Source organism: Streptomyces rubellus (genome assembly GCF_036323805.1).
In the GTDB taxonomy this organism is placed as follows: Bacteria; Actinomycetota; Actinomycetes; order Streptomycetales; family Streptomycetaceae; genus Streptomyces.
In genome coordinates this window covers 40,971-62,373 of sequence record NZ_JAZDCX010000017.1, presented here as the reverse complement: position 1 = coordinate 62,373, position 21,403 = coordinate 40,971, and the positions used below count along the sequence as shown (strand labels likewise).

Sequence of the window (21,403 nt, the reverse complement as noted above, 5' to 3'; positions counted from 1 at the left end):
CGGTCCTCCTGGCTACTCGACGGGCATTTCGTACAGTAGGCCGGTCTGGTCCGCCCGGTGCACGTAGCGGGAGACCTCGAAGGGGACGCCGTCCTGGTCGAGGCTGGTGTGCAGCACCTCAAGGACCGGGACGCCGGGCAGGAGTCCCAGAACGGCGGCTTCCTCCGGCGTCGGCATGCGGGCGCTGATCTCGTCGCGCACGCGGGTCATGACGTGGCCCAGTTCTTCGAGCCGCCCGTAGATGCCGTGCGGGCCGGTCCTGGGCTGCATGAGCGCGGTGCCCTGCGCCTCCTCCCACCGGAGGTAGGTCGAGACGATCTGCACCGGCTCGTCGTCGGCGAAGTAGTGGTTCTCCCGGTGGAGGACGCTGGCCTCGTCGGCCGGTACGTTCAGGCGCTCGGCGATGTCCTGCGGTGGTGCCTCCCGTTCGATGCCGACGACATCGATCCTGGCCGTCTTGCCCTGGCGCTGCGCTTCCAGTCGGAAGGGCGTCAGGCCGGTCTCGCGGTTCTTCGAGGAGTAGCGGTCGCTGCCGAAGCGGAAGAGGCGCTGCGGCTCGCGCACGAAGACTCCGCGCCCGTGCTTGGCGGTCACCAAGCCCTGTTCGGCCAGCAGGCGGATCGCCTCGCGAGCCGTGTTCCGCGCGGTGCCGTAGCGCTCGGCCAGCGCCCGTTCGGACGGCAGCTTGTCGCCGGGCGAGAGTCGGCCGGCCTGGATCTCCGCTCGTAGCTCCTCCGCGATGCGCCTGCTCGGAAGCTGCTGGGGAGGTGGGTCAGATGTGGTCATACCGAACAGCATAGCTGCTGGCTTAAGCCAGCTCATTGATGCATGCGACCCTCCATGGTTAACTGGCTCAAGCCAGTTGAGGGACGGCGCCCTACCGCCAAGCAGACGCGCCGCCCCACCCCTCTTCCAAGGGAGGTCCCATCATGCCCGTGTCACTCGTTCATGCACAGCGCCGGTCCGGCCCCCCGGTGCCGAGGATCGTCCGCCGTTCGGCTCGCTGCTGCCCGGTGTGCGGCATGCCGAGTTGCCAGGACCCGAACGCCTGTCGTCGGGACTTCATGAGCATCGAGTGGCTGGAGTGCCCGGACTGTGCGGGCAGCGGCTACGACACCACCGGATTCCAGATCTTCTGCCCGGCCTGCCGAGGGGCGAAGGTCCTGGAGGTCGAGATAGTCGGTGATCCGGAGGTGGCCGAGTGACGGCCTTCCCCGTCGCTCCGGAGGCCGTGGCCAGTGTCGCCGCGTCCGTGGGCACCGATCCGCTGACCCTGGCCGATCTGCTGCGCGTCGCCTCGGCCCCGGGCTTCGACCGCTGGCGCGACCAGGTGCGCCGTACTGGTGGCTGCTCGGACCCGGTTCACCTGTCCGGCGCGACCGTGGTCCGCGATGCCCGGACCGGGGAGGTCCTGCACTCATACTCCACGGAGGAAGAACCCGGTGGGCGGCTGCGGGTGGCCTGTGGGAATCGGCGGGCCTCGCGCTGTCCGTCGTGCGCCTGGACGTACGCGGGGGATGCCTACCACCTGATACGGGCCGGGCTGACCGGTGACCCGAGGATGGGCGTCCCGGACCGGGTGCGGGCTCATCCCGGGGTGTTCGTCACCCTGACGGCGCCCTCGTTCGGCCCGGTCCACAACCGTCCCGACTCCGGCCGCTGCCGCTGCGACGCCGTCCACGCCGAGGACGCCCTGGAGCTGGGCACGGCGCTCGATCCGGCCCGGTACGACTACGCCGGGGCCGTGCTGTGGAACAACCACGCCGGAGACCTGTGGCGGCGCTTCACCGTCTACCTGCGCCGGGAGATCGCCGCCCGCGCCGGGCTGTCCCAGCGCGCCCTGCGGGAGGTGTGCCGGGTCTCCTTCGGGAAGGTCGCCGAGTTCCAGAAGCGCGGCGCGGTCCACTTTCACGCCATCGTGCGCCTGGACGGCCCCGGCGGTCCCGGGGACGCTCCGCCCGCCTGGGCCGGTACCGGTCTGCTGGGCGACGCGATCCGGGCCGCCGCCTCCCGGGTGGCCGTCCCCGTGCCGGGCGCCGGGGACTTCCCCGCCCGCGTCCTGCGCTGGGGCGCACAGGTGGACGTGCGCGCGATCGGCACCGGCGGGCAGGAGCTGACCGAGCAGGCCGTGGCCGCGTACGTGGCGAAGTACGCCACCAAGGCCGCCGAGTCCACCGGCACCGTGGACCGCCGCATCGGGGAGCTGGCCGAACTCGACAAGCGGCCCGGCCTGCCCCCGCACACCCGGCGGCTGATCGAAGCCTGTCGTGCCCTGGACGGCGCCTATCCCGAGCGCAAGCTGTGGGCCTGGGCGCACATGCTCGGTTTCCGGGGCCACTTCCTGACCAAGTCCCGCCGCTACTCCTCGACCTTCGCCGAGCGCCGCCAGGTCCGCGCCGACTTCCGCGCCCGGCAGGAACGCCGGGAACGGGGCCTGCCCGAAGATCTCGACGGGGACGGCTCCACGCTCGTGCTCGCCCACTGGACCTACGCCGGGCACGGCCACACCCCGGGCGAATCCTGGCTCGCGGCCTCCATCGCCCGGGACATCCGCCAGAACCGCGAAACCGCCCGCGAAGCACTCGCGGAACTCGACGACAAGGGGGAGGGCTGGACATGAGCCGCCGCAGCCGTCTGAACGGCGAGGGAACGCTCACGCTCCGCAAGGACGGGCGCTGGGAGGCAGCGGCCTACGTCCCGACCTCGGCGGGCACGCTCAAGCGCAAGCGCCAGTACGCGCGCACGCGTGCCGATGCCCACGCCAAGCTCGTGCGGATGCTGGAGCAGGCGAACCGCGGAATCCCCGTCGCCGACAAGTCCTGGACGGTCGGGGCCTACCTCGCGTACTGGATCGAGCATGTGGTGACTCCCCGGCGGCGGCCCAAGACCCTCCTCGCCTACGAGTCGGCCGTCCGGCTCTACCTGGTGCCGCTGCTCGGCGGCAAGCGCCTCGAACGGCTGGCGCCCCGGGACGTGCTGGGGATGCTGGCACGGCTGCGCGAGCTGTGCCTGTGCTGTGCCCGGAAGCTGGACGCCCGGCGGCCCGAGGAGGTGCAGTGCTGCTCGCGCGGCCGGTGCTGCAGCCGGCGGCTGTCGGCCCGGATGATCCAGCTCGTTCACGCCGTGCTCCGCAACGCTCTCCAGAACGCCGTGCGGGAAGAACTCGTGTCGCGCAACGTCGCCAAGCTCGTCCAGGTGGAGGGGCCGTCGTACGCGCGTGGCAAGGGGCTCGAACCGGCGTCGGCCCGCGAGCTGCTGGCGACGGTGAAGAACGACCGGCTGTACGCGCTGTACCTCATGGCCCTGACCCTCGGGCTCCGCAAGGGCGAACTCCTCGGCCTGCGGTGGGACGCGGTGGACCTGGACAAGGGCGAACTCGCCGTGACCCGCTCACTCCAGCGCATCAACGGGGAGCTGGTGTCGGCGCCGCCCAAGACACGGCACTCGTGCCGGACGATCCCGCTGCCGCCCTTCGTCGTGGATGCCCTGCGGGCCCGGCGCGAGCAGCAGCGGCGGGAGCACCAGAACTGCGGAGAGGAGTGGCTGGACTCCGGCCATGTCTTCACGACGGCCGTCGGCTCACCCGTCGATCCGCGCAACCTGAACCGCCACTGGTACGCCCTCCAGAAGCGGACCGGCCTGGAGGGCTACCGCTTCCATGATCTGCGTCACTCGTTCGTCTCGCTGCTGCTCGACCTCGGCGTAGCGCCCCACATCGTCCGGGAGATAGCCGGTCACAGCGATCTCCAGGTCACGCTCGGGGTGTACGCCCACGCCTCGGCGGAGGAGAAGCGGAAGGCGCTGACGCAGCTCAGCAGGCTCTTCGAGTGAGCGGCGACAAGCCCCGCTGCCGTCGTACTGCCGTCAGTACGCCAACGCGAAACCCCCGCCGATGATTTCGACGGGGGTTTCTGCCCTGGTGGGCTGCGGTGGCTGGGGCCGGGGTCGAACCGGCGACCTTCCGCTTTTCAGGCGGACGCTCGTACCAACTGAGCTACCCAGCCGCGCGGTCCTGACGGGATTTGAACCCGCGGCCTCCACCTTGACAGGGTGGCGAGCACTCCAAACTGCTCCACAGGACCAAGCATGTGCGAGCACCAGTCTCGCACAGATTGTTGCGTGCCCCCAACGGGATTCGAACCCGTGCTACCGCCTTGAAAGGGCGGCGTCCTGGGCCACTAGACGATGAGGGCTGATGGCCCACCTGGGCGCTTCTCAGCGCGTCGGGGACGTGAGAAGCATATGGGATGCGGGGACGGTTCGCCAAAACAGTTGCCCGGGGGTGTCCGGGGACGTCCGTGGCGGGCCGCTATCCCGTGGGCGAGGGCGTCGCGGGGGCGGAGGGCGTCGGGGGAGAGGGGGAGGGGGAGAGCGGCGGCGAGGCGCCGGGAGAGGGCGTGGACGTGGGCGTGGAGGTGGGGGAGGACGTGGGGGAGGACGTGGGGGAGGGGGACGGGCCGCCCCGTTCCTCGTCGTCCGGCAGATGGCGGCTGACCTCGGCCGTCGTCAGGCCCAGCCCGCCGAGGGTGATCTCGTCCCAGGCCTGGAGCCGCTTGCTCTCCTGGTCCAGGTAGAGCACCGAGGCCATCACCTTCTCCGGCTCGTCGCCCTCCACGGCCCGCAGCCCGCCGCCGCCCGTGGAGCCCTGGAGCATCAGCCGGGTGCCCTCCTCCAGGATCCGCGTCTTGCGGACGTGCAGGTGCCCGGCCAGCACCAGGGGCACGTCGCCGTCCGTCTGCTCGGCCGCGTCCGGGTTGTGCGCGGCCGCGATGTGCACCGGCTCGCCCCGCTCCTCACTCGCCCGGATGGCCTCGGCCAGCTTCCGTCCGGCCCTGGTCTCGGCCGGTTTGCCGCCGGGCTTCGTCGAGCGGTCCGGGGTGAACTGCGGGTCGCCGATGCCCGCGATCCGCAGGCCGTCGAACGTCACCGAGGCGCCGCCGTCCAGGACGTACGCGTTCTCCAGGTCCTCCAGGTAGGCCTGGGTGGAGCGCGAGTCGTGGTTGCCGCGCACCCACACGAACGGCGCCCCCAGGTCCTCGATCGGATCGAGGAAGCCGTTCTCGGCGGCGGTGCCGTGGTCCATGGTGTCGCCGGTGTCGATGATCACGTCGATCTCGTACTGCTCGACCAGGGAGGCGATGATGCTCCAGGCGGCCGGATTGAGGTGGATGTCGGAGACGTGCAGCACCCGGATCGTGTTCGGGTCGGACTGGTACGAGGGCAGGGTGGAGACGGCGTCGTACAGCTTGGTGACGTTGGTCACCAGCCGGGCCAGCTCCTGCTGGTAGACGTCGAACTCGGTGACGATGCTGCGCGCGTTGCCCACCACGCTGGGCGCGCTGGCCAGCAGTCCGGAGAACTTCGGCTCCAGCACCGACTTCGGGTTCCAGGTCGAGTACGCCGCCACCCCGGAGGCCGCCAGCAGCGCCAGGGAGAGCCCGCCCGCCGCCAGGGCCCGCCGCGGGCGGCGGTAGACGGCCAGGCCCAGTGCCGTGGCGCCGGCGAGCACCGCGGCACAGGACTTCACCGCCAGTTCGCGGGTGCCGGACTGGACGTCCTGGGCTATCCGCTCCTCCAGCCCGCTGATCCGCTCCGGGTGGTCCACCAGCGCCTGGGCGCGCACGGGGTCGAGCTGGTCGACGTCGACGTCGAGGCTGAGCGGGGCGTGGTGGGTGTCCAGGTCGAGCGAGCCGAGCGGCGGTACGTCGATCCGGGTGCCGCCGGTGGCCGAGGGCTCCAGCGCCATCCGGGTGTTCACCGGCCCCACGGGCGCCTGCACGCTGCCCACCACCAGCAGCCCGAGCCAGGCGCCCAGCAGTGTGACGACGACCAGCCCGAACGCCCGGGCCCAGGGGCGGGAGGGGCGGGAGGCGTGGTCGAGGGGGAGCGGCGGGCCTGCCCGGCGGTGCGTCCGGCGGCGCCGGAGAAGAGCGCGCGGAACGGCTGCGGCCCTGCGGGCGGTGGCTCTCAGCGGCCGACGCGGTTCACGGCTCATGCCGAAGCCTATGCCCGTCCGGAGATCGACTATGCGGCGGCGCGGGAGCGGCCGGGGACGCACCGGGCGGACCCGGGCCCCGCGGCGCCGGGAGGCGGTGGCGGACAATGGGCGCGTGCTGGAGATGACGCGCGAGGAGTTCGAGGAACTGGTCGCCGAGGCGCTCGACCGGATCCCCCCGGAGCTGACGCGGCTCATGGACAACGTGGCGGTGTTCGTGGAGGACGAACCGCCCGCCGAGGACCCCGAGCTGCTCGGGCTGTACGAGGGCACGCCCCTGACCGAGCGCGGCGAGTGGTACGCCGGGGTCCTGCCGGACCGGATCACGATCTACCGCGGTCCCACCCTGCGGATGTGCGAGCGCGACGGCGGCGACCGCGAGCTGGTCGTCGAGGAGGTGGAGATCACGGTCGTGCACGAGATCGCCCACCACTTCGGCATCGACGACGAGCGGCTGCACGCCCTGGGGTACGGGTGAGCGGCCGTCCGGCGCCGGACGGGCCCGTCGGCCCGGACGCCGGTCCGCGCGTGCCCGCCCACCGGGCCGGGACCGCCGGCGGCCTCCGCGCCCGGCGGACCCCGGCCGTCCTCGCCGCCGTCGCGGCGGGCGGGGCGCTCGGCGCCACCGCCCGGCACGCCCTGACCTCGGCCTGGCCCGCCCCGCCCGGCGGCCCGCCCTGGGCGACCCTCGCCGCCAACACGGCCGGCTGCGCGCTGCTGGGCGTGCTGATGGTGCTGGTGGCCGAGTACGGCCGGGGCCACCCGCTGGCGCGGCCCTTCCTGGGCACGGGGGTGCTGGGCGGCTTCACCACCTACTCGGCGTACGCGCTGGACACCGTCACGCTGCTGGAGCGGGGTGCGGCGGGCACCGCGGCGGCGTATCTGGGCGGCACGCTCGCCGCCGCGCTCGGCGCGGTCTGGGCGGGCGCCGCCGCGACCCGGGCGGTGGTGCGGGGCCACGGTGCCGGCGGGGTGGCGGCGGGGTGACGGCGGGCGGGGGCGGCTGGCTCACCTGGGCGTCGGTGGCGCTGGGCGGGGCGGCCGGGGCGTGTCTGCGGTACCTCGTGGACCGCGCGGTGCGGGCGCGGCACGAGTCGGTCTTCCCGTGGGGCACCCTCACCGTCAACGCCGCGGGCAGCGCGCTGCTCGGCACGGTGACCGGCGCGGCCTGGGCGGGAGCGGCCGGGCCGGGCGCGGTGGCGCTGCTCGGCACCGGGCTGTGCGGCGCGCTGACGACGTACTCCGCCTTCTCCTACGAGACGCTGCGGCTGGCCGAACGCGGCCGGGCGCGGGCGGCGCTGGCGAACGCCGTGCTCACCCCGGCGGTCGCGCTGGGCTCGCTCTGGGCGGGGCTGGCGCTGGTGCGTTACCTGGCGGGCTGACGGGAGTTGGGCAGGGCGCCCGTCCGTTCCCCGCCGTGTCCCGGAGGTGCCGCCCGTGCGCCTGATCCCGTCCGCCACCCGTACGTCCCCGTGTGCCCCGGCCCGTGCGGGCGTCCGTACGGGCGCGGGTGTCCTGCTGCTCGCCGCGCTCGGCGGCTGCATGACGATCGGCTCCCCGGAGGAGGGGGACGGCGGCGGGCGGCGGCCCGCCGGGCACCAGGTGTCCCGCGACGCCGCCGACCCGCGCCCGGAGGGCGCGGCGGTGCCGCGCGCCGGGGACGGCCACGGCGGCGGGCGGCGCGGGCCGGCGCGGAAGGACGACAGGGGCCGGGACGGCGGGAGGAGCGGCCAGGACGACGGGGAAGCCGGGAACGCCGGGGAGGGCGACGGCGCGGGCCGGGACGACAGGGACGCCGGGGACCGCGACGCCACCCGGCGGCCGTCCGGCCGGACCTCCCGCCCCGCGGACGCCCCGCGCCCCGGGCGTACGCCCACGGCGGGCGGCAGCCGCCCCGCCCCGTCCTCGGCGTCCTCGCCGTCCTCGCCGTCCTCGGCGTCCTCGCGCACTCCGGTCCCGTCCTCCCCGGCGCCGACCACCCCGCCCGCCGCCCCCTCCTCGGCCTCCTCGTCCGGGGACGGCCCGGGCGACGGGCCGGACAACTCCCTCGCGGGGGCGGGAATGAACGACGGCGCGCACCGCGTTCACTCCGTGTACGCTCACGAATCCGCTGACTCCGACCGCCTCGAACACCACCTCGCCCACCGTCCCGAGGAGCCCCGGACCGACTCCGGCGAACGGCTCCGAAACGGGGGACGGTAGACTGACCGCAGCGGTCTCCACCGCCGACCCTCGGCCCCCGGAAAGGGATTTGCGCTCCGGGACACAGGGTCGTATGGTGGCAGATCGTTTGATCCCATTTGCCCGGCGCCGTTTCCAGCGCGCCGTGTGGCGCGTCCCTTACCCGAGCCGTGGCTGACCGCACCGAGGCGGTCGTATGCGAGAACACGGAGTTGTGGGCGCGTGCCATGACTCCGGAAGGTTTTGTCTTCGCATGTCTTTGACCACCCATGAGATCGTCCTGCCCGAGGACGAGCCGACGACCACGTTCGCCGACCTCGGCCTGCCCGGGGAGATCGTGCGCAAGCTGGCGCACAACGGCGTCACCGTCCCGTTCCCCATCCAGGTCGCGACCATCCCGGATGCCCTGAACGGCAAGGACATCCTCGGCCGCGGGCGCACCGGCTCCGGCAAGACGCTGAGCTTCGGCCTGCCCCTGCTGGCCCGGCTGGCCGGCGGCCGCACCGAGCGCAAGCGCCCCCGCGGCATCATCCTCACCCCCACCCGCGAACTGGCCATGCAGGTCAGCGACGCGCTCCAGCCCTACGGCGACGTCCTCGGCCTGAAGTTCAAGGTCGTCTGCGGCGGCACCTCGATGATGAACCAGATCACCGCGCTGGAGCGCGGCGTGGACATCCTCGTCGCCACCCCCGGCCGGCTGCGCGACCTGATCAACCGCGGCTCCTGCTCGCTGGACGAGGTGGAGATCGCCGTCCTGGACGAGGCCGACCAGATGGCCGACCTGGGCTTCCTGCCCGAGGTCACCGAACTGCTCGACCAGCTGCCCAAGGGCGGCCAGCGGATGCTGTTCTCCGCGACGCTGGAGAACGAGATCGACACCCTGGTCCGCCGCTACCTGGTCGAGCCGGTCCACCACGAGGTGGACGCCGCCCAGGGCGCGGTGACCACCATGAGCCACCACGTGCTGATCGTGAAGCCGCGCGACAAGGCGCCGGTCACCGCCGCGATCGCCGCCCGCAAGGGCCGCACGATCGTCTTCGTCCGCACCCAGATGGGCGCCGACCGGGTCGCCGAGCAGCTCCGCGAGGCGGGTGTGCGCGCCGACGCGCTGCACGGCGGCATGACCCAGGGCCTGCGCACCCGCACGCTGGCCGACTTCAAGGACGGCCGCGTCAACGTGCTGGTCGCCACCGACGTCGCCGCGCGCGGCATCCACGTCGACGACATCGACCTGGTGCTGAACGTGGACCCGGCCGGCGACCACAAGGACTACCTGCACCGCTCCGGCCGCACCGCCCGCGCGGGCCGCTCCGGCACGGTCGTCTCGCTGGCCCTGCCGCACCAGCGCCGCCAGATCTTCCGGCTGATGGAGGACGCGGGCGTGGACGCCTCGCGCCATGTCATCGGCCGCGGCGACGCCTTCGACGACGATGTGGTGGAGATCACCGGCGCCCGGTCGCTGACCGAGGTCCAGGCCGAGTCGGCGCTGAACGCCGCCAAGCAGGCCGAGCGCGAGGTGGCCGAGGTCACCCGGCAGCTGGAGAACGTGCGGCGCCGGGCGGCCGAACTCCGCGAGGAGGCCGACAAGCTCTCGGCGCGCGCCGCCCGCGAGCGGGGCGAGGACCCCGAGGCGGCGGTGGCGGCGGTCGCCGAGGCGACCGAGGCCGCGGCCGCGGAGGCCACCGCCGAGGTGATCGCCGCCGAGGCGGCGGCCGAGGCCGCCGCGCGGCGGGCGCGCGAGGAGCGCTCGTACGACCGGCGGGACGACCGGGGCGGCGACCGGCGCTCCTTCAACCGGGACCGCGGCGACCGCGGCGGCGACCGCCGCCCGTACGGCCGGGACCGCGACGACCGGGGTGGCGACCGGGGCGGGGACCGGCGCTCCTTCGGCCGGGACCGCGGCGACCGCGGCGGCGAGCGCCGTGAGTTCGGTCACCGCGGTGGCGACCGTCCCTTCAACCGGGACCGCAACGACCGGGGCGACCGCTCGTACGACCGGCGGGACGACCGCGGCGACCGGGGCGGCTTCCGGGGTGGCGAGCACCGCGGCGAGCGCCGTGAGTTCGGTCACCGGGGCGGCGACCGTCCCTTCAACCGGGACCGCAGCGACCGGGGCGGCGAGCGCCGTCCGTACAGCCGTCCCGAGGACCACCGCCGGGACGACCACCGGGGCGGTGACCGCCCGTTCGACCGGGACCGCCGCCCGTCGTTCGACCGCCGCGCCGACAAGCCGCGCTGGAAGCGCAACGGCTGACGCCGTACGGCACCCGGCCCGCGACGCACCCGGAGGGCCCGGCCCGGAGCACCGCTCCGGGCCGGGCCCTCCGCCGTTTCCGGCCGGGCCCCGTCCGGGTTCCGCCCGCGTTCCGGCCCGGGTTCAACGAGGCTCCCGCCGAAGAGGTTCACCACCTGTCGCGGCACGCGCAATGCCTTCGGAACACGGCCGGTGCGCGGGCTATGCTTCGGGGGCGGGCCGTTAGCTCAATTGGCAGAGCAGTGGACTTTTAATCCATTGGTTGTGGGTTCGAGTCCCACACGGCCTACCGCTCGGCGCCCCGCCCGGTCCCCACCGGCCGGGGCGCTTCCGTCCGCCCCGGCATGGGTGTGTTCTCCGGCCGGACGAGGGGGAGTGCGGGGTGGTGCGCGGTGGGTCGGACAGCGGCCGAGCGGGCCCTGGCCCGTTCGTACACCACTGGTGACGGCAGGGTGGGGTTCGATGTCACGGGTCTCTCGGTGGAGCACCGTTCCGACCGCAGTGTGACGTTGACGTACCGGCTCACCGTGCGGCGCCAGGGATGTCAGGAGGAGCGCTGGGAGTTCACCCTTCCCTGGAGGGACAAGTCCTTCGCGGACGTGTTCACTTCGTCCGCGGCCGGTCCCGAACGTCTCCGGATGCTCGTGTCCCTGGTCCGCACTCTGCTGGAGGAGTGGTGGGACACGAAGGAGTACGACCGCCGCTCGGCGAAGGCGGGGCGCCGGTGTCCCTGAATCCGTGCGGCCACTTCCATGTGTGATCGCGGGGGCGCCCTGGTGTGCGGCGGGCCGGCCGGCGGAACTGCGGTGCAAGGCCGCCCGGGACGGGCCGGGGGCGGGCTCAGAACAGGTCCGGTGACGGCGTTCCGGGGGGCGCGTCCAGGGGCTGTTCGGTCCAGATGGTCTTGCCGGAGGCGGTGTAGCGGCTGCCCCAGCGGTGGGCGAGCTGGGCGACGAGGAACAGGCCGCGGCCGCCCTCGTCGGTGAGGCGGGCGCGGCGCAGGTGGGGCTGGGTCTGGCTGGGGTCGGAGACCTCGCAGATCAGTGTCCTGTCGCGGATCAGGCGCAGTTCGACGGGCGGGCCGGCGTAGCGGACGGCGTTGGTGACCAGTTCGCTGACGATGAGTTCGGTGGTGAAGGTCAGGTCCTCCAGTCCCCAGTCGGTGAGCCGGTCGGTGGCCAGTTGGCGGGCCCGGGCGACGACGGTGGGGTCGGCGGTGAACCGCCAGGCGGCGGTGGCGTCCTCGGGCAGGGCCCGGACCTCGGCGACGAGGAGGGCCACGTCGTCGGCCGGGGGCTCGGTCAGCACGTGGTCCAGTACGGCCCGCCCGATCTCGGCGGGCGGGCGGCCGGCCGCCACGGCGGCGGCGACGCTCTCGTGCGGCGGCCGTGACGGCCCGCCGCCCCCGGCGGCGGCGCCGGCGGTGTCCTCGTGGAGCGCGGCCAGGTCTCTGGTGCAGAAGGCCAGCACGCTGCCCGGGGCGAGACGCAGTTCGACGGGTTCGAAGGGCATGCCGCCAACGCCCAGGGCGGGGCCCGGGCTGAGCTCCACCGGGCGCATGTCTCCCCCGGGGCCGGCCAGCACCGGTGCCGGGTGTCCGGCGCTGGCCATGGCGCACCGCCCGGTGACCGGGTCGTAGACGCAGTACAGGCAGGTCGTGCCGACGACGCCGTCCGCGGTGTCCCGCGGTTCGGCGGCGGAGAGGCGGATGGCGAGGTCGTCCAGATGGGTGAGGAGTTCCTCGGGGGAGAGGTCCAGGTCGGCCAGGGTCTGCACGGCGGTGCGCAGCCGGCCCATGGTGGCGGTGGCGGCCAGCCCGTGTCCGGCCACGTCGCCGATGACGAAGGCGACCCGCGCGGAGGACAGCGGGATCACGTCGTACCAGCAGCCCCCCAGTCCCGCCGCGGTGCCGGCCGGGACGTAGCTGCCCGCGGTCCGGGCCGCGCCGAGGTCCGCGTCCTCCGGGGGCAGCAGGCTGCGCTGGAGGCTCTCGACGGTGCGCAGCTCGGCGGTGTAGCGCCGGGCGTTCTCCAGGCTCAGCGCGGCCCGGGAGGCGATCTCCTCGACCAGCGGCACGTCGCCCTCGGCGAAGGGCGGGCGGTCGCCGGTGCGCCACAGCCCCAGGACGCCCAGTACATGGCCCCGGGCCCACAGCGGGACGAACAGTGCCGAGGTCGCCCGGCCGGGGAACAGCAGCCGCAGCCGCTCGGGGTCGATCCGCAACTGCTCGCGCCAGGCGGCCATGTCGCTCACCAGGACGGTTCCCCCCTCGCGGAGGGCGTCGCTCTCCGCCTCCCGGGCGCGGACGGTGTCACCGAGGCGGTACGTGTCGGCGGGCCAGACGCCGTCCGACGCCGCCACCGCCACCCGGCGCAGCACCGTTCCGGGGAGGAACGCGGCGGACTCGCGGCCCTGGGACACCGCGTCGGACAGGTCCACGCACGCCAGGTCCGCGAAGGCGGGTACGAGGACCCCGGTCAGTTCCTCGGCGTTGCGGGTGACGTCCAGGATCCGGCCCAGCCGGGAGGCGGCGGCGTGCAGGAGGGCCAGCCGCCGCCGGGCGGTGGTCTGCTCGGTGATGTCGGTGAAGATCGCCACGACTCCGACGGTGCGGCCGTGGGAGTCCTCCAGCCGGAAGGCCGAGGAGGACAGCATCCGTTCCCGCCCCGGGGCGTACAGCCGCCGTGCGGAGTGCTCCCAGTCGATGACCGCCTCACCGGTCTCCATCACCCGCCGCCACCGTTCCTCGACGGCCGCGGCGTCCTCCGGCACCAGGATCGCGCGCAGGTGCCTGCCGGGCGCGTGCGCCCAGGAGCCCGCCGTCCGGGGGGCGCCGAAGTGCTCCGGCCCGAGGTTCGCCCGGATGGTGCGCATCCCGGTGTCGTGGATCGCCAGCCCGATGCGGCTCTGGGCGAACAGCGTGCGGAGCAGCGCCTGGTCCTCCGACCAGCGGCGCCCGGCCTCGGAGGGGACGGCGCAGAGCAGGAAGCGGGCCTCGCCCGCGGCGGGCAGCGGCAGCACCTCGACGTCCACCTCGGCGTCCGCATCGGCGTCCGCCCCGGCCGGCGGGCCGTCCCGGCGTGACAGGGTGACGTGGACCGTCCACGGTCCAGCGGGTGTGCCGCCGGGCGGTCCGGGCCAGGCTCCGGGGTCGGCGGTGAGGTCCGCGAAGGGGCGGCCGCGGAGCTCGTCGCCGGAGCGGCCGGTCAGCGTCTGCGCCGCGGTCGTGCACTCCAGCACGGTCCCGGAAGCGTCCAGCACGAACACGGCGGCGCCGTCCGGCGGCCGGCCGCCGGTGCCGTGGGGGTACGCGGTCGGGTTCACTCGGCTGTCTCACCCCGGGGGTACGAAGTGCGACCTACCCGGCCATTCAACCCCGGCCGGGTCCGGCGCGCATGCCGGTGGGACCGTGTCACGGACCGGTGCGCGGGGGTACGAGGACCCCCGGGGACATCCGGGAGGAGGGGAGGAGCGCGGCCGGCGGACGGCGAGCGGTGAGAACATCTACCGACCTGAGGAGATGGTGTGGCCGACAACGTGGCCGGTGGCGGAAGCGGGGCCCGGCGGTGGGCGGCGGAGCCGGGGTTCTGGCGGGAGGTGTCCGACCATCTGGGTGCCGGTCTGGCCGTGGTGGACACCGCCGGGCTGATCGCGGCGGTCAATCCCGCCGCCGAGGAGCTGCTGGGCCGTACCGCCGCGGAGCTGACCGGGGAGGACTTCCACGAGCTGCTGCACCGCCGCGCCGACGGCTCGGCGCCCCCGCGCGAGCGGTGCCCGCTGCTCACGGCCCTTGCCCGGCGCACCCCGGCGCACGGTGAGCGGGGCAGCCTGCTGCGCGGCGACGGACATCTGGTCCCGGTCGACTGGTCCGGCGTCCCCGTGGTCCGGGACGGCCGTCTGCTGGGCATGACCGTGCTGCTCACCGGCGCCACCGCCGGCCGGCGGCCGTACGGGGACCGGTCCACGCACATGATCGCCCTGGAGGACTTCACCGACCGGATGGCCCTGGTCGCGGAGATCACCTCGGCGCTGGCCCAGACCCTGGACACCGAGGAGGCCCTCGGCCGGCTGGGGCGTCTTCTGGTGCCCCGGCTGGCCGACTGGGCAGCCGTCGACCTGCGGGTCGGGAACGCCGCCGAGGACGAGGTCCGCAGGGTCGCGGTGACCGGTCCCGAGGGCCGGGACACCGGCCGGGAGGTGTGGCGGGAACCTCTCCCGGCGGCGGCCGCGCACTCCCGCTCCCCGCTGGTGCGCGTCCTGCACGGCGGTGAACCCGTCCTCCTGGGGGCCGGGGAGCTCACCGCCCCGCCCGACTCGCCCCTGGCCGCCGTCCAGAGCGGATTCCTCCGGTCCGTGGGCGCCACCTCCGCCATCACCGCACCGCTGGGCACCGCCCGGCAGATCATCGGTGCCCTCACCCTGGTCCGCACCGATCCCGCCCGGCCGTTCGACGCCGCCGATCTGGCGCTGGTCGGCGACATCGGCCGCCGCGTCGGCCTGGCCGTCAACAACGCCCGGCTCTTCGGCCGGCAGCGCGAGATCGCCGCGGCCATGCAGCACAACCTGCTCATCACCCCGCCCCAGCCCGGTCCGCTGCGGCTGACCGCCCGCTACCAGCCGGCCCCCGTCGGCTCCCAGGTCGGCGGCGACTGGTACGACGCCTTCCTCCTGCGCGACGGCGCCACCGCGCTGGTCATCGGGGACGTCGTCGGCCACGATCTGACCGCCGCCGCGGGCATGGCCCAGCTGCACGGCATGCTCCGCTCCCTGGCCTGGGACCACACCGGCCCGCCCGGCGCGATCGTCGACCGGCTCGACGACGCCATCCCCGCCATCACCAACGTCCCCATGGCCACTCTCGTGCTGGCCCGGGTCGAGGGCCCCGAGGGCGGCCCCTGGCAGCTGCGGTGGACGAGCGCGGGCCACCCCCCGCCCCTCCTGGTCACCGCCGACGGGCATGTCGAGTACCTCGAGCAGGGGCAGAACCTCCTCCTCGGCTCCCGCCTCGGCGGTGGCGGCCGTACGGACGCCACCGTGCCCCTGCCGCCCGGCTCCACCCTGCTGCTCTACACCGACGGCCTGATCGAGGTGCCCGGCAGCGATCTGGACACCGGGCTGGGCCGGCTCCGCCGCCACGCCGCCGCGCTCGCCGGCCGGCCCCTGGACGAGTTCTGCGACCGGATCATCGGCCGGATGGCCTCCGGCAGCACCGACGACATCGCCCTGCTCGCGCTGCGCGTCCCGGCGTCCGGCGGTTCCGGTGGCGGGGCGGGCGCGGGTGCCGGGGTCAGCCGTTCTGCCCGGTGAGGCGGGCGGCGCGGAGCGGGGCCCCGGCCCGGTGGAGACTGGCCAGCGCCTGCCGGTAGGAGGCGAGCAGCCCGGTCTCCAGATAGCTCACGCCCAGTTCCGCGCAGTGGCGGCGGACGAGGGGCTGGGCCCTGCGCAGGTTGGGGCTGGGCATGCTGGGGAACAGGTGGTGCTCGATCTGGTAGTTCAGCCCGCCCAGCATGACGTCGGTGAACCGGCCGCCGCGCACGTTGCGCGAGGTGAGCACCTGGCGGCGCAGGAAGTCCGGGCGGTCGTCGCCGGTCAGGGTGGGCATGCCCTTGTGGTTGGGGGCGAAGATGGCGCCCAGGTAGACGCCGAACAGGCACTGGTGGACGACGAGGAAGGCGATCGCCATACCGGGCGGCAGCACCCAGAACAGCGCGGTGAGATAGACCGCGAAGTGCCCGAACAGCAGCGCGCCCTCCAGCGCGCGGTGCTTGAGGGAGCGGTTGGCCAGCGCCCTCGCGCTGGCCACATGGAGGTTGAAGCCCTCCAGGGTGAGCAGCGGGAAGAACAGGAAGGCCTGGGCGCGGCCCATCAGCCGGGGCAGTCCCCGGGCGGCGCGGGCCTGCTTCTGGGACCAGACCAGAAGATCCGGGCTGACGTCGGGGTCGAGCTCCTCGTGGTTGGGATTGGCGTGGTGCCGGGTGTGCTTGTCCTGCCACCACCCGTAGCCCATCCCGATGCAGGCCCCGGCCACCCGTCCGGCCGTCTCGCTGGGCCCGCGCAGCCGGAACACCTGGCGGTGGGCGACATCGTGCGCGACCAGGGCGACCTGGCCGAACATCAGGGCCAGGAAGGCGGCGACGGCCAGCGTCCACCAGCTCCGGCCGACGAGGGCGAAGGCGGCCCAGCCGCCGGCGTAGAGCAGGGCCACCACCGTGATCCGGACCGCGTAGTAGCCGGGGCGGCGGTCCATGAGCCCGGCCTCGGAGATCTTCCTCGACAGCCGGGCGAAGTCGCTGCCGGACGGGCGCGGGGGCGGTGACGGGGGGCGGGATGTCGTGTGTGTGGTCATGCGGTGCTTCCGTTTCTGGGCTGTCGGTGGCGCTTCCGGGTGGGCCCGGTGCCGGGGCCGGGACGGCGGGGAGCCGCGGGGGTGCGGCCCGCCCTCACAGCGCGATGTACTCGCGGATCCTGCCTCGCACCATCGGCCGGGGGTCGCCGACGGCCAGGGGCATGGTGGGGAGGCGTTCGGCCAGGTCGGCGGGGGTGAGCGGCGCGCCGAGCGGCAGGGCGACCCGGCCCTCGGGGTTCTCCTGCCACGGGCCGTCCCCGACCTCGCGGATCCGGGTGACCCGGCCGTCGACGACGTAGACGACGGCCCGCAGGAGCGGGCGCCGGTCCCGGGCGACGGCGAACCACATGCGGTCCGCGTCCCGCTGGGCCGGGCTGTCCTCGTCCTGCCCGGTCTCGCCGTGGAGCCGCCCGTCCGGGGTGGTCCTCGCCGTGTGGGGGCCGCGGTAGACGATCATGGCCACCCCGGCGGCGCGTTCGCGGGCCCGTACGGTCTTGGGGTCCAGGCCCAGGAGGGCGGCGGCCTGGCTGACCCCGCCCGCTCTCGCCACGATCGTGCGGATCACCGTCGCGTGCTCCTCGCGGAGCTCCCGCTGGCGGGTTTCGATGGTGCGCAGCCGATCGAGGAGATCGCGCATGTCAATCCTTCATGGCATGGGTCGGAGGCCCTTGCTTTCCATTTGTCCTCTATTCCGGTGCGGTTGTCAAAGGCGGGGAGCGGTCCGGAGCCCTTCCGCAGGTGAGTGTGTCCGTGCGGCGGGGCGCGGCCGGAGTAGGGTCGGGGGGCGGAATCGCCTCGTGCACCCGCCGTACGTCCGGTGCCGTACGCCCGCCGTGCGGGTGCCCTCCCCGGGGCGACCACAACCGCGCCCACCGGCACCTCGCCCCGCCCCGAGAAGTGAGACCAGCATGGAATCAGCGGAACCGGTGCCCTCGGACGAACGTGCCGAGGTCCGTGTCGTCGCGAGGTCGCCCGAGGTGGCCCGCCGGGTGGCGGAGGCCCTCCGGCGCTGCTTCGCCGCCACCGAGCAGCGCAGTTACCCCGCCGAGGGCGAGGCCGGGACCCGGCTCCACCTCACCGTGGACACCGCCCGGCCCGCGGGACCGGCGCGCTCCTGGCTGGCGGCGAGCCAGTCCTCCGGGGACGACCGCACCCAGGCGGACGAGCTCTGACCCGGGCCCCGGGGCGGGTGCGCTCTCCCGTGTGACGGCCGGCCCCCGACGCCCGGCGCGCGCCGATGAGTTTCGCGCCGTCGGCCGGTCCGCCCGGGCATGACGACAGGCAGGACTACACGGAAGCCGGCCGGGCCGGCCGTCGAGGAGCGGGCCGGGCGGCCGTACGTGGGGGTGCGGCGCACCGTCACCATGGACACGTTCGCCGTGGCCGGCGACCGGTTGCCGGAGATCATCGGATGGCTGGCGGAGCGGGGCGCCGCACCCGAGGGACCGCCGTTCTTCCGGTACCGCGTGATCGGCATGGCGGGGGAGCTGGAGGTCGAGGCGGGGGTGCCGGTGGCCGCCCCCCAACCGGTCGGCGGCGGTGACGGCATCGGCGCCGAGCTGTTCAACGGGACGCTGCCCGCCGGGCGGTACGCCGTCCTCACCCACCGCGGCCACCCCGGCGAGCTGACCGGGGCGACCGCCGGACTGCTGGACTGGGCCGCCAGGCGGGGCCTGGAGTGGGACATGGCGGAGACGGCCGCGGGGCAGCGGTGGGGATGCCGGCTGGAGAGCTACCTGACCGATCCGCGGGTGGAGCCCGACATGAGCCGGTGGGAGGTGGAGCTGGCCTTCCGGCTGGCCCGCTGACGGCCGTCGGCCCGGCCCGGCCCGGAGGGGCCGGGACGGATGGTTCAGCCCAGCAGCACGTCCTGGACCAGGAAGAGGTTCAGCCCGGTGATCGCCAGGGCCACGACCGTGCCCAGGGCGGTGGTGACGGGCCGGTTCACCAGGGCGCCCATGATGCTCCGCCGCGCGGTGAAGACCACCAGCGGGATCAGGGCGAAGGGGATGCCGAAGGACAGCACCACCTGGCTGAGGACCAGGGCCTGGGTGGGATCGACGCCCAGGGCGAGCACGGCCAGGGGCGGTCCCATGGTGATCAGGCGCCGCAGCGTCAGCGGGACGCGGCGGCGCAGGAAGCCGCGCATGATGATCTGCCCCGCGAAGGTGCCCACCCCCGCGGAGGCCAGCCCCGAGGCCAGCAGGGCCAGGGCGAACGCCAGCGCCGCGCCGGTGCCGAGGGTGGTGCCCAGGCCGTGGTGGAACTGCTCCAGGGTCTCGTAGGTGCCGGACCCGCCGTGGAAGGCCGCGGCGGCGACGGTGAGCATGGTCGCGTTGACCAGGCCGGCGGTGCCCAGGGCGATCAGGATGGCGGTGCGGTTGGCCCGCAGCACCGTCCGCTTGCGCTCCGGCGTCGCGCGGCCGTACCCGCGGCTGAGGGAGGAGTGCAGGTAGATCACGTGCGGCATCACCGTGGCGCCGACCATGCCGGTGGTCAGCAGGATGCTCTGGGTGTCGGCGAACCGGGGGCGCAGTCCGGTCAGCGCTCCGCTCCACGATCCCGCCCGCAGGCTCTGGTAGAGGAAGCCGGCGAGGATCACCAGGAGGAAGCCGCCGATCACCAGCTCGAAGCGCCGCCTGCCCTCGGGGGCGAGGGCCAGCAGCACCAGTGAGGCGGCCCCGACGATGAACGCGGCGGGCACCAGGGGGATGCCGAACAGCAGGTACAGGGCCACCGCGCCGCCGACGAACTCGGCCAGGTCGGTCGCCATGGCGACCAGTTCGGCCTGGACCCACAGGCCCCGGCACACCGGCCGGGGGGTGTGCTCGCGGCACAGTTCCGGCAGGTCGCGGCCGGTGGCGACGCCGACCTTGCAGGCCAGGTACTGGACGAAGATCGCCACCACGTTCGCCAGGGCGATCACCCACAGCAGCAGGGGGCCGTACAGGGCGCCCGCGGACATGTTGGTGGCGAAGTTCCCCGGGTCGACGTAGGCGACCGACACCACGAACGCCGGGCCGAGCATCGCGACCACGGCCCGCGCGCCGGGGCGGGGCGACCGGTCACCGGCACCGGCCCCGGTGCCGGTGACCGAGCCGGGGCCGGGGCCGCCCGGGAGAGGCCGTGCGGTGGGTGGTCCGGCGGGGGGCGCGGTGTCCGCCGCAGCCGGGGCCGGTGCCGGGCCGGGGTCAGGGGTGTCCGGCGGGTCGAGCAGCGGCGCGGCGGTGGGAGGGGCGCCCCGGAGGCGGTCGCGGGGCTGGCGCGGGTCAAGCATCGGTGCCGCCCCCGTTCCCGCTCCCGGCGGTGCCGCCCCGGGCGGCGGGCGGCGGGGCGGTCCTCCGCCGTGTCCCGCCCCGCGGCCGTGTCCCGGGCCACCGCCGCGGGGCGGGCGGCCGCAGGGCGAGCAGCCGCAGGACGACGGCGGCGAGCAGGACCGGTGCCAGCAGGCGTTCGGCCGTCCCCCCGGCGCCGGCGCCGACGGCCGCGGCCGCGGCGTACAGCGCCAGGAGCGTCGCGGTGACCGGACCCGGGGTGTGCCGGACGGCCGTCGCCGGGGCCGTCCGGTCCGCGGGATCGCGTACCGCGGAGTCGCGTGTGCCCATGATCTGTCTCGCTCTCTCCTCGCGGGCGGCCCGCGGACCCGCGGTCCGCGGGGGTGGGACGAGGGCGGGCCCGCCCCGCGCGGAGCGGGCCCGTACCGCCTCACTCGTCGGGTGAGAGCGCGCCCCTGATCTTGCCCTTCAGGCCCACCTCGGTGCCCAGGGCCGGGCTCTTGGGCTCGCCGTAGGAGCCGTCGTAGGTGGCGAAGAGCTTCGGGTCGGGCGGCGGGGGCGACGCCTTCTCGCCCAGCGGCTCGGGGTCGGAGAGCACGGTGAACTCGTGGTCGCCGTCCGGGGTCGGGCCGGAGGCCCACAGCCCGGCCGCGGCGGCGTCGCCGTCGGACAGGTGCCACAGGCTCGCGGCGTGCTCGCGGTGCTCCTCGTCCGTGAGGGCGCCGGGGACGACGACGTCCTCCAGGTTGTCCTCGCGGAGCTGCTCGATGGCGGCCAGCCACAGGTTCTGGTGGTAGGTGTCCCGGGCGAGGTTGAACTTCAGCATGTCCTTCACACCGGGGTCGTCGGTCATGTTGTAGATGCGCGCGGCCTGGAGCCGGCTCTGCGCCTCGGCGGCGACGTTGGCGTAGAAGTCGGCCAGCAGGTTGCCGCTGGCCACCGCGTAACGGCCGTTCCACGGGTAGCCGTTGCTGTCCGAGGGGAGGGCCGCGCCGCCCGCGATGATCGCCTGCTGCGGGTCCATGCCGCCCATGACGGCGCCCACGGCGGGGTCGGAGACGGCGACCTTGGTGGTCTCGGTGTTGGGGGCGCCCTCCAGGAGCCGGGCGACCATGGTGGCGAGCATCTCCACATGGCCGATCTCCTCGGTGGCGATGTCCATGATCAGGTCCTTGTACTTGCCCTTGACGCGGCAGTTCCAGCCCTGGAAGAGGTACTGCATCGACACGGTCATCTCGCCGTACGCGCCGCCGACGAGTTCCTGGAGCTTGCGGGCGAGAACGGGGTCGGGCTTCTCCGGCTTGGCGTCGAACTGCAGCCGCTGGGTGTGTCGGAACATCGGTGCTCTCGCT

General features: G+C 74.5%; 20 protein-coding genes and 4 tRNA genes. 13 read left to right on the top strand and 11 right to left on the bottom strand.

The annotated features are described in order from the left end of the window. Positions 1-12: 12 nt before the first annotated feature. The gene (locus tag V1L54_RS20100) at positions 13-786 is read right to left on the bottom strand and encodes a GntR family transcriptional regulator (protein ID WP_330119455.1); all 774 of its coding nucleotides are present in this window, start codon (positions 784-786) and stop codon (positions 13-15) included. Between the two features lie 236 nt (positions 787-1,022). On the opposite strand from V1L54_RS20100, the gene V1L54_RS20095 reads away from it, so the two are divergent. The 3 genes from V1L54_RS20095 to V1L54_RS20085 are packed head-to-tail and all read left to right on the top strand — an operon-like array spanning position 1,023 to position 3,831. Next, entirely contained in the window at positions 1,023-1,205 is a 183-nt protein-coding gene (locus tag V1L54_RS20095) for a hypothetical protein (RefSeq protein ID WP_330119454.1), read from the top strand. Further along, positions 1,202-2,620, top strand: a complete 1,419-nt coding sequence (gene repSA / locus V1L54_RS20090) for a replication initiator protein RepSA (RefSeq protein WP_330119453.1) — start codon at positions 1,202-1,204, stop codon at positions 2,618-2,620. The genes V1L54_RS20095 and repSA overlap by 4 nt, the downstream gene beginning before the upstream one ends. Then, complete coding sequence (locus tag V1L54_RS20085) at positions 2,617-3,831, top strand: site-specific integrase (RefSeq protein WP_330119452.1); 1,215 nt, start codon at positions 2,617-2,619, stop codon at positions 3,829-3,831. Before repSA ends, V1L54_RS20085 begins: the two co-directional genes overlap by 4 nt. A 99-nt stretch (positions 3,832-3,930) precedes the next feature. Here V1L54_RS20085 and V1L54_RS20080 read toward each other — a convergent pair. The 4 genes from V1L54_RS20080 to V1L54_RS20065 form a co-directional block, all read right to left on the bottom strand. After that, positions 3,931-4,004, bottom strand: a tRNA-Phe gene (locus V1L54_RS20080). A gap of 3 nt (positions 4,005-4,007) precedes the next feature. Then, positions 4,008-4,082, bottom strand: a tRNA-Asp gene (locus V1L54_RS20075). 38 nt (positions 4,083-4,120) lie between these two features. Beyond that, a tRNA-Glu gene (locus tag V1L54_RS20070) sits at positions 4,121-4,193 on the bottom strand. A gap of 116 nt (positions 4,194-4,309) precedes the next feature. Beyond that, a complete protein-coding gene (locus V1L54_RS20065) occupies positions 4,310-5,995 on the bottom strand; it encodes a metallophosphoesterase family protein (RefSeq protein ID WP_330119451.1) in 1,686 nt (561 codons plus the stop codon). 115 nt (positions 5,996-6,110) lie between these two features. Between V1L54_RS20065 and V1L54_RS20060 the strand changes: the two genes are divergently transcribed. From V1L54_RS20060 to V1L54_RS20030, 7 genes are all read left to right on the top strand, one after another. Further along, positions 6,111-6,473, top strand: a complete 363-nt coding sequence (locus V1L54_RS20060; protein ID WP_330119450.1) for a metallopeptidase family protein — start codon at positions 6,111-6,113, stop codon at positions 6,471-6,473. Continuing rightward, the gene (locus V1L54_RS20055) at positions 6,470-6,982 is read left to right on the top strand and encodes a fluoride efflux transporter FluC (protein ID WP_443076712.1); all 513 of its coding nucleotides are present in this window, start codon (positions 6,470-6,472) and stop codon (positions 6,980-6,982) included. Before V1L54_RS20060 ends, V1L54_RS20055 begins: the two co-directional genes overlap by 4 nt. Beyond that, positions 6,979-7,377: a fluoride efflux transporter CrcB gene (gene crcB, locus V1L54_RS20050; RefSeq protein WP_330119449.1), complete on the top strand. Its 399-nt coding sequence runs from the start codon at positions 6,979-6,981 to the stop codon at positions 7,375-7,377. The genes V1L54_RS20055 and crcB overlap by 4 nt, the downstream gene beginning before the upstream one ends. Positions 7,378-7,432: 55 nt before the next feature. Next, positions 7,433-8,197 carry a hypothetical protein gene (locus V1L54_RS20045; RefSeq protein WP_330119448.1) on the top strand — a complete coding sequence of 255 codons (765 nt, stop codon included), beginning with the start codon at positions 7,433-7,435 and terminating at the stop codon, positions 8,195-8,197. A gap of 232 nt (positions 8,198-8,429) precedes the next feature. Continuing rightward, entirely contained in the window at positions 8,430-10,430 is a 2,001-nt protein-coding gene (locus tag V1L54_RS20040; RefSeq protein WP_330119447.1) for a DEAD/DEAH box helicase, read from the top strand. Between the two features lie 216 nt (positions 10,431-10,646). After that, positions 10,647-10,719: transfer RNA gene (locus V1L54_RS20035), tRNA-Lys, on the top strand. Positions 10,720-10,822: 103 nt separating this feature from the next. Continuing rightward, positions 10,823-11,164: a hypothetical protein gene (locus V1L54_RS20030; protein ID WP_330119446.1), complete on the top strand. Its 342-nt coding sequence runs from the start codon at positions 10,823-10,825 to the stop codon at positions 11,162-11,164. Between the two features lie 106 nt (positions 11,165-11,270). On the opposite strand, the gene V1L54_RS20025 is transcribed toward V1L54_RS20030, so the two are convergent. Next, on the bottom strand, positions 11,271-13,754 hold the full coding sequence (locus V1L54_RS20025; protein ID WP_330119445.1) for a SpoIIE family protein phosphatase: 2,484 nt from the start codon (positions 13,752-13,754) through the stop codon (positions 11,271-11,273). 201 nt (positions 13,755-13,955) lie between these two features. Between V1L54_RS20025 and V1L54_RS20020 the strand changes: the two genes are divergently transcribed. Continuing rightward, positions 13,956-15,737 (top strand): SpoIIE family protein phosphatase, encoded by a 1,782-nt coding sequence (locus tag V1L54_RS20020; RefSeq protein ID WP_330119444.1) that lies wholly within the window; start codon positions 13,956-13,958, stop codon positions 15,735-15,737. On the opposite strand, the gene V1L54_RS20015 is transcribed toward V1L54_RS20020, so the two are convergent. Then, complete coding sequence (locus V1L54_RS20015; RefSeq protein WP_330119443.1) at positions 15,718-16,776, bottom strand: fatty acid desaturase family protein; 1,059 nt, start codon at positions 16,774-16,776, stop codon at positions 15,718-15,720. The genes V1L54_RS20020 and V1L54_RS20015 overlap by 20 nt on opposite strands. Positions 16,777-16,870: 94 nt before the next feature. Next, complete coding sequence (locus tag V1L54_RS20010; RefSeq protein WP_330119442.1) at positions 16,871-17,413, bottom strand: hypothetical protein; 543 nt, start codon at positions 17,411-17,413, stop codon at positions 16,871-16,873. A 271-nt stretch (positions 17,414-17,684) separates the two neighbouring features. Between V1L54_RS20010 and V1L54_RS20005 the strand changes: the two genes are divergently transcribed. After that, entirely contained in the window at positions 17,685-17,948 is a 264-nt protein-coding gene (locus tag V1L54_RS20005; protein WP_330119441.1) for a hypothetical protein, read from the top strand. A gap of 99 nt (positions 17,949-18,047) precedes the next feature. Continuing rightward, positions 18,048-18,584: a GyrI-like domain-containing protein gene (locus tag V1L54_RS20000; RefSeq protein WP_330119440.1), complete on the top strand. Its 537-nt coding sequence runs from the start codon at positions 18,048-18,050 to the stop codon at positions 18,582-18,584. Positions 18,585-18,628: 44 nt separating this feature from the next. On the opposite strand, the gene V1L54_RS19995 is transcribed toward V1L54_RS20000, so the two are convergent. The 3 genes from V1L54_RS19995 to V1L54_RS19985 all read right to left on the bottom strand — a co-directional run bounded on the left by V1L54_RS19995 (position 18,629) and on the right by V1L54_RS19985 (position 21,390). Next, positions 18,629-20,053, bottom strand: a complete 1,425-nt coding sequence (locus V1L54_RS19995; protein WP_330119439.1) for an Nramp family divalent metal transporter — start codon at positions 20,051-20,053, stop codon at positions 18,629-18,631. Further along, the gene (locus V1L54_RS19990; RefSeq protein WP_330119438.1) at positions 20,046-20,381 is read right to left on the bottom strand and encodes a hypothetical protein; all 336 of its coding nucleotides are present in this window, start codon (positions 20,379-20,381) and stop codon (positions 20,046-20,048) included. The genes V1L54_RS19995 and V1L54_RS19990 overlap by 8 nt, the downstream gene beginning before the upstream one ends. A 100-nt stretch (positions 20,382-20,481) precedes the next feature. Then, positions 20,482-21,390 (bottom strand): manganese catalase, encoded by a 909-nt coding sequence (locus V1L54_RS19985; protein ID WP_330119437.1) that lies wholly within the window; start codon positions 21,388-21,390, stop codon positions 20,482-20,484. Positions 21,391-21,403 lie beyond the last annotated feature (13 nt).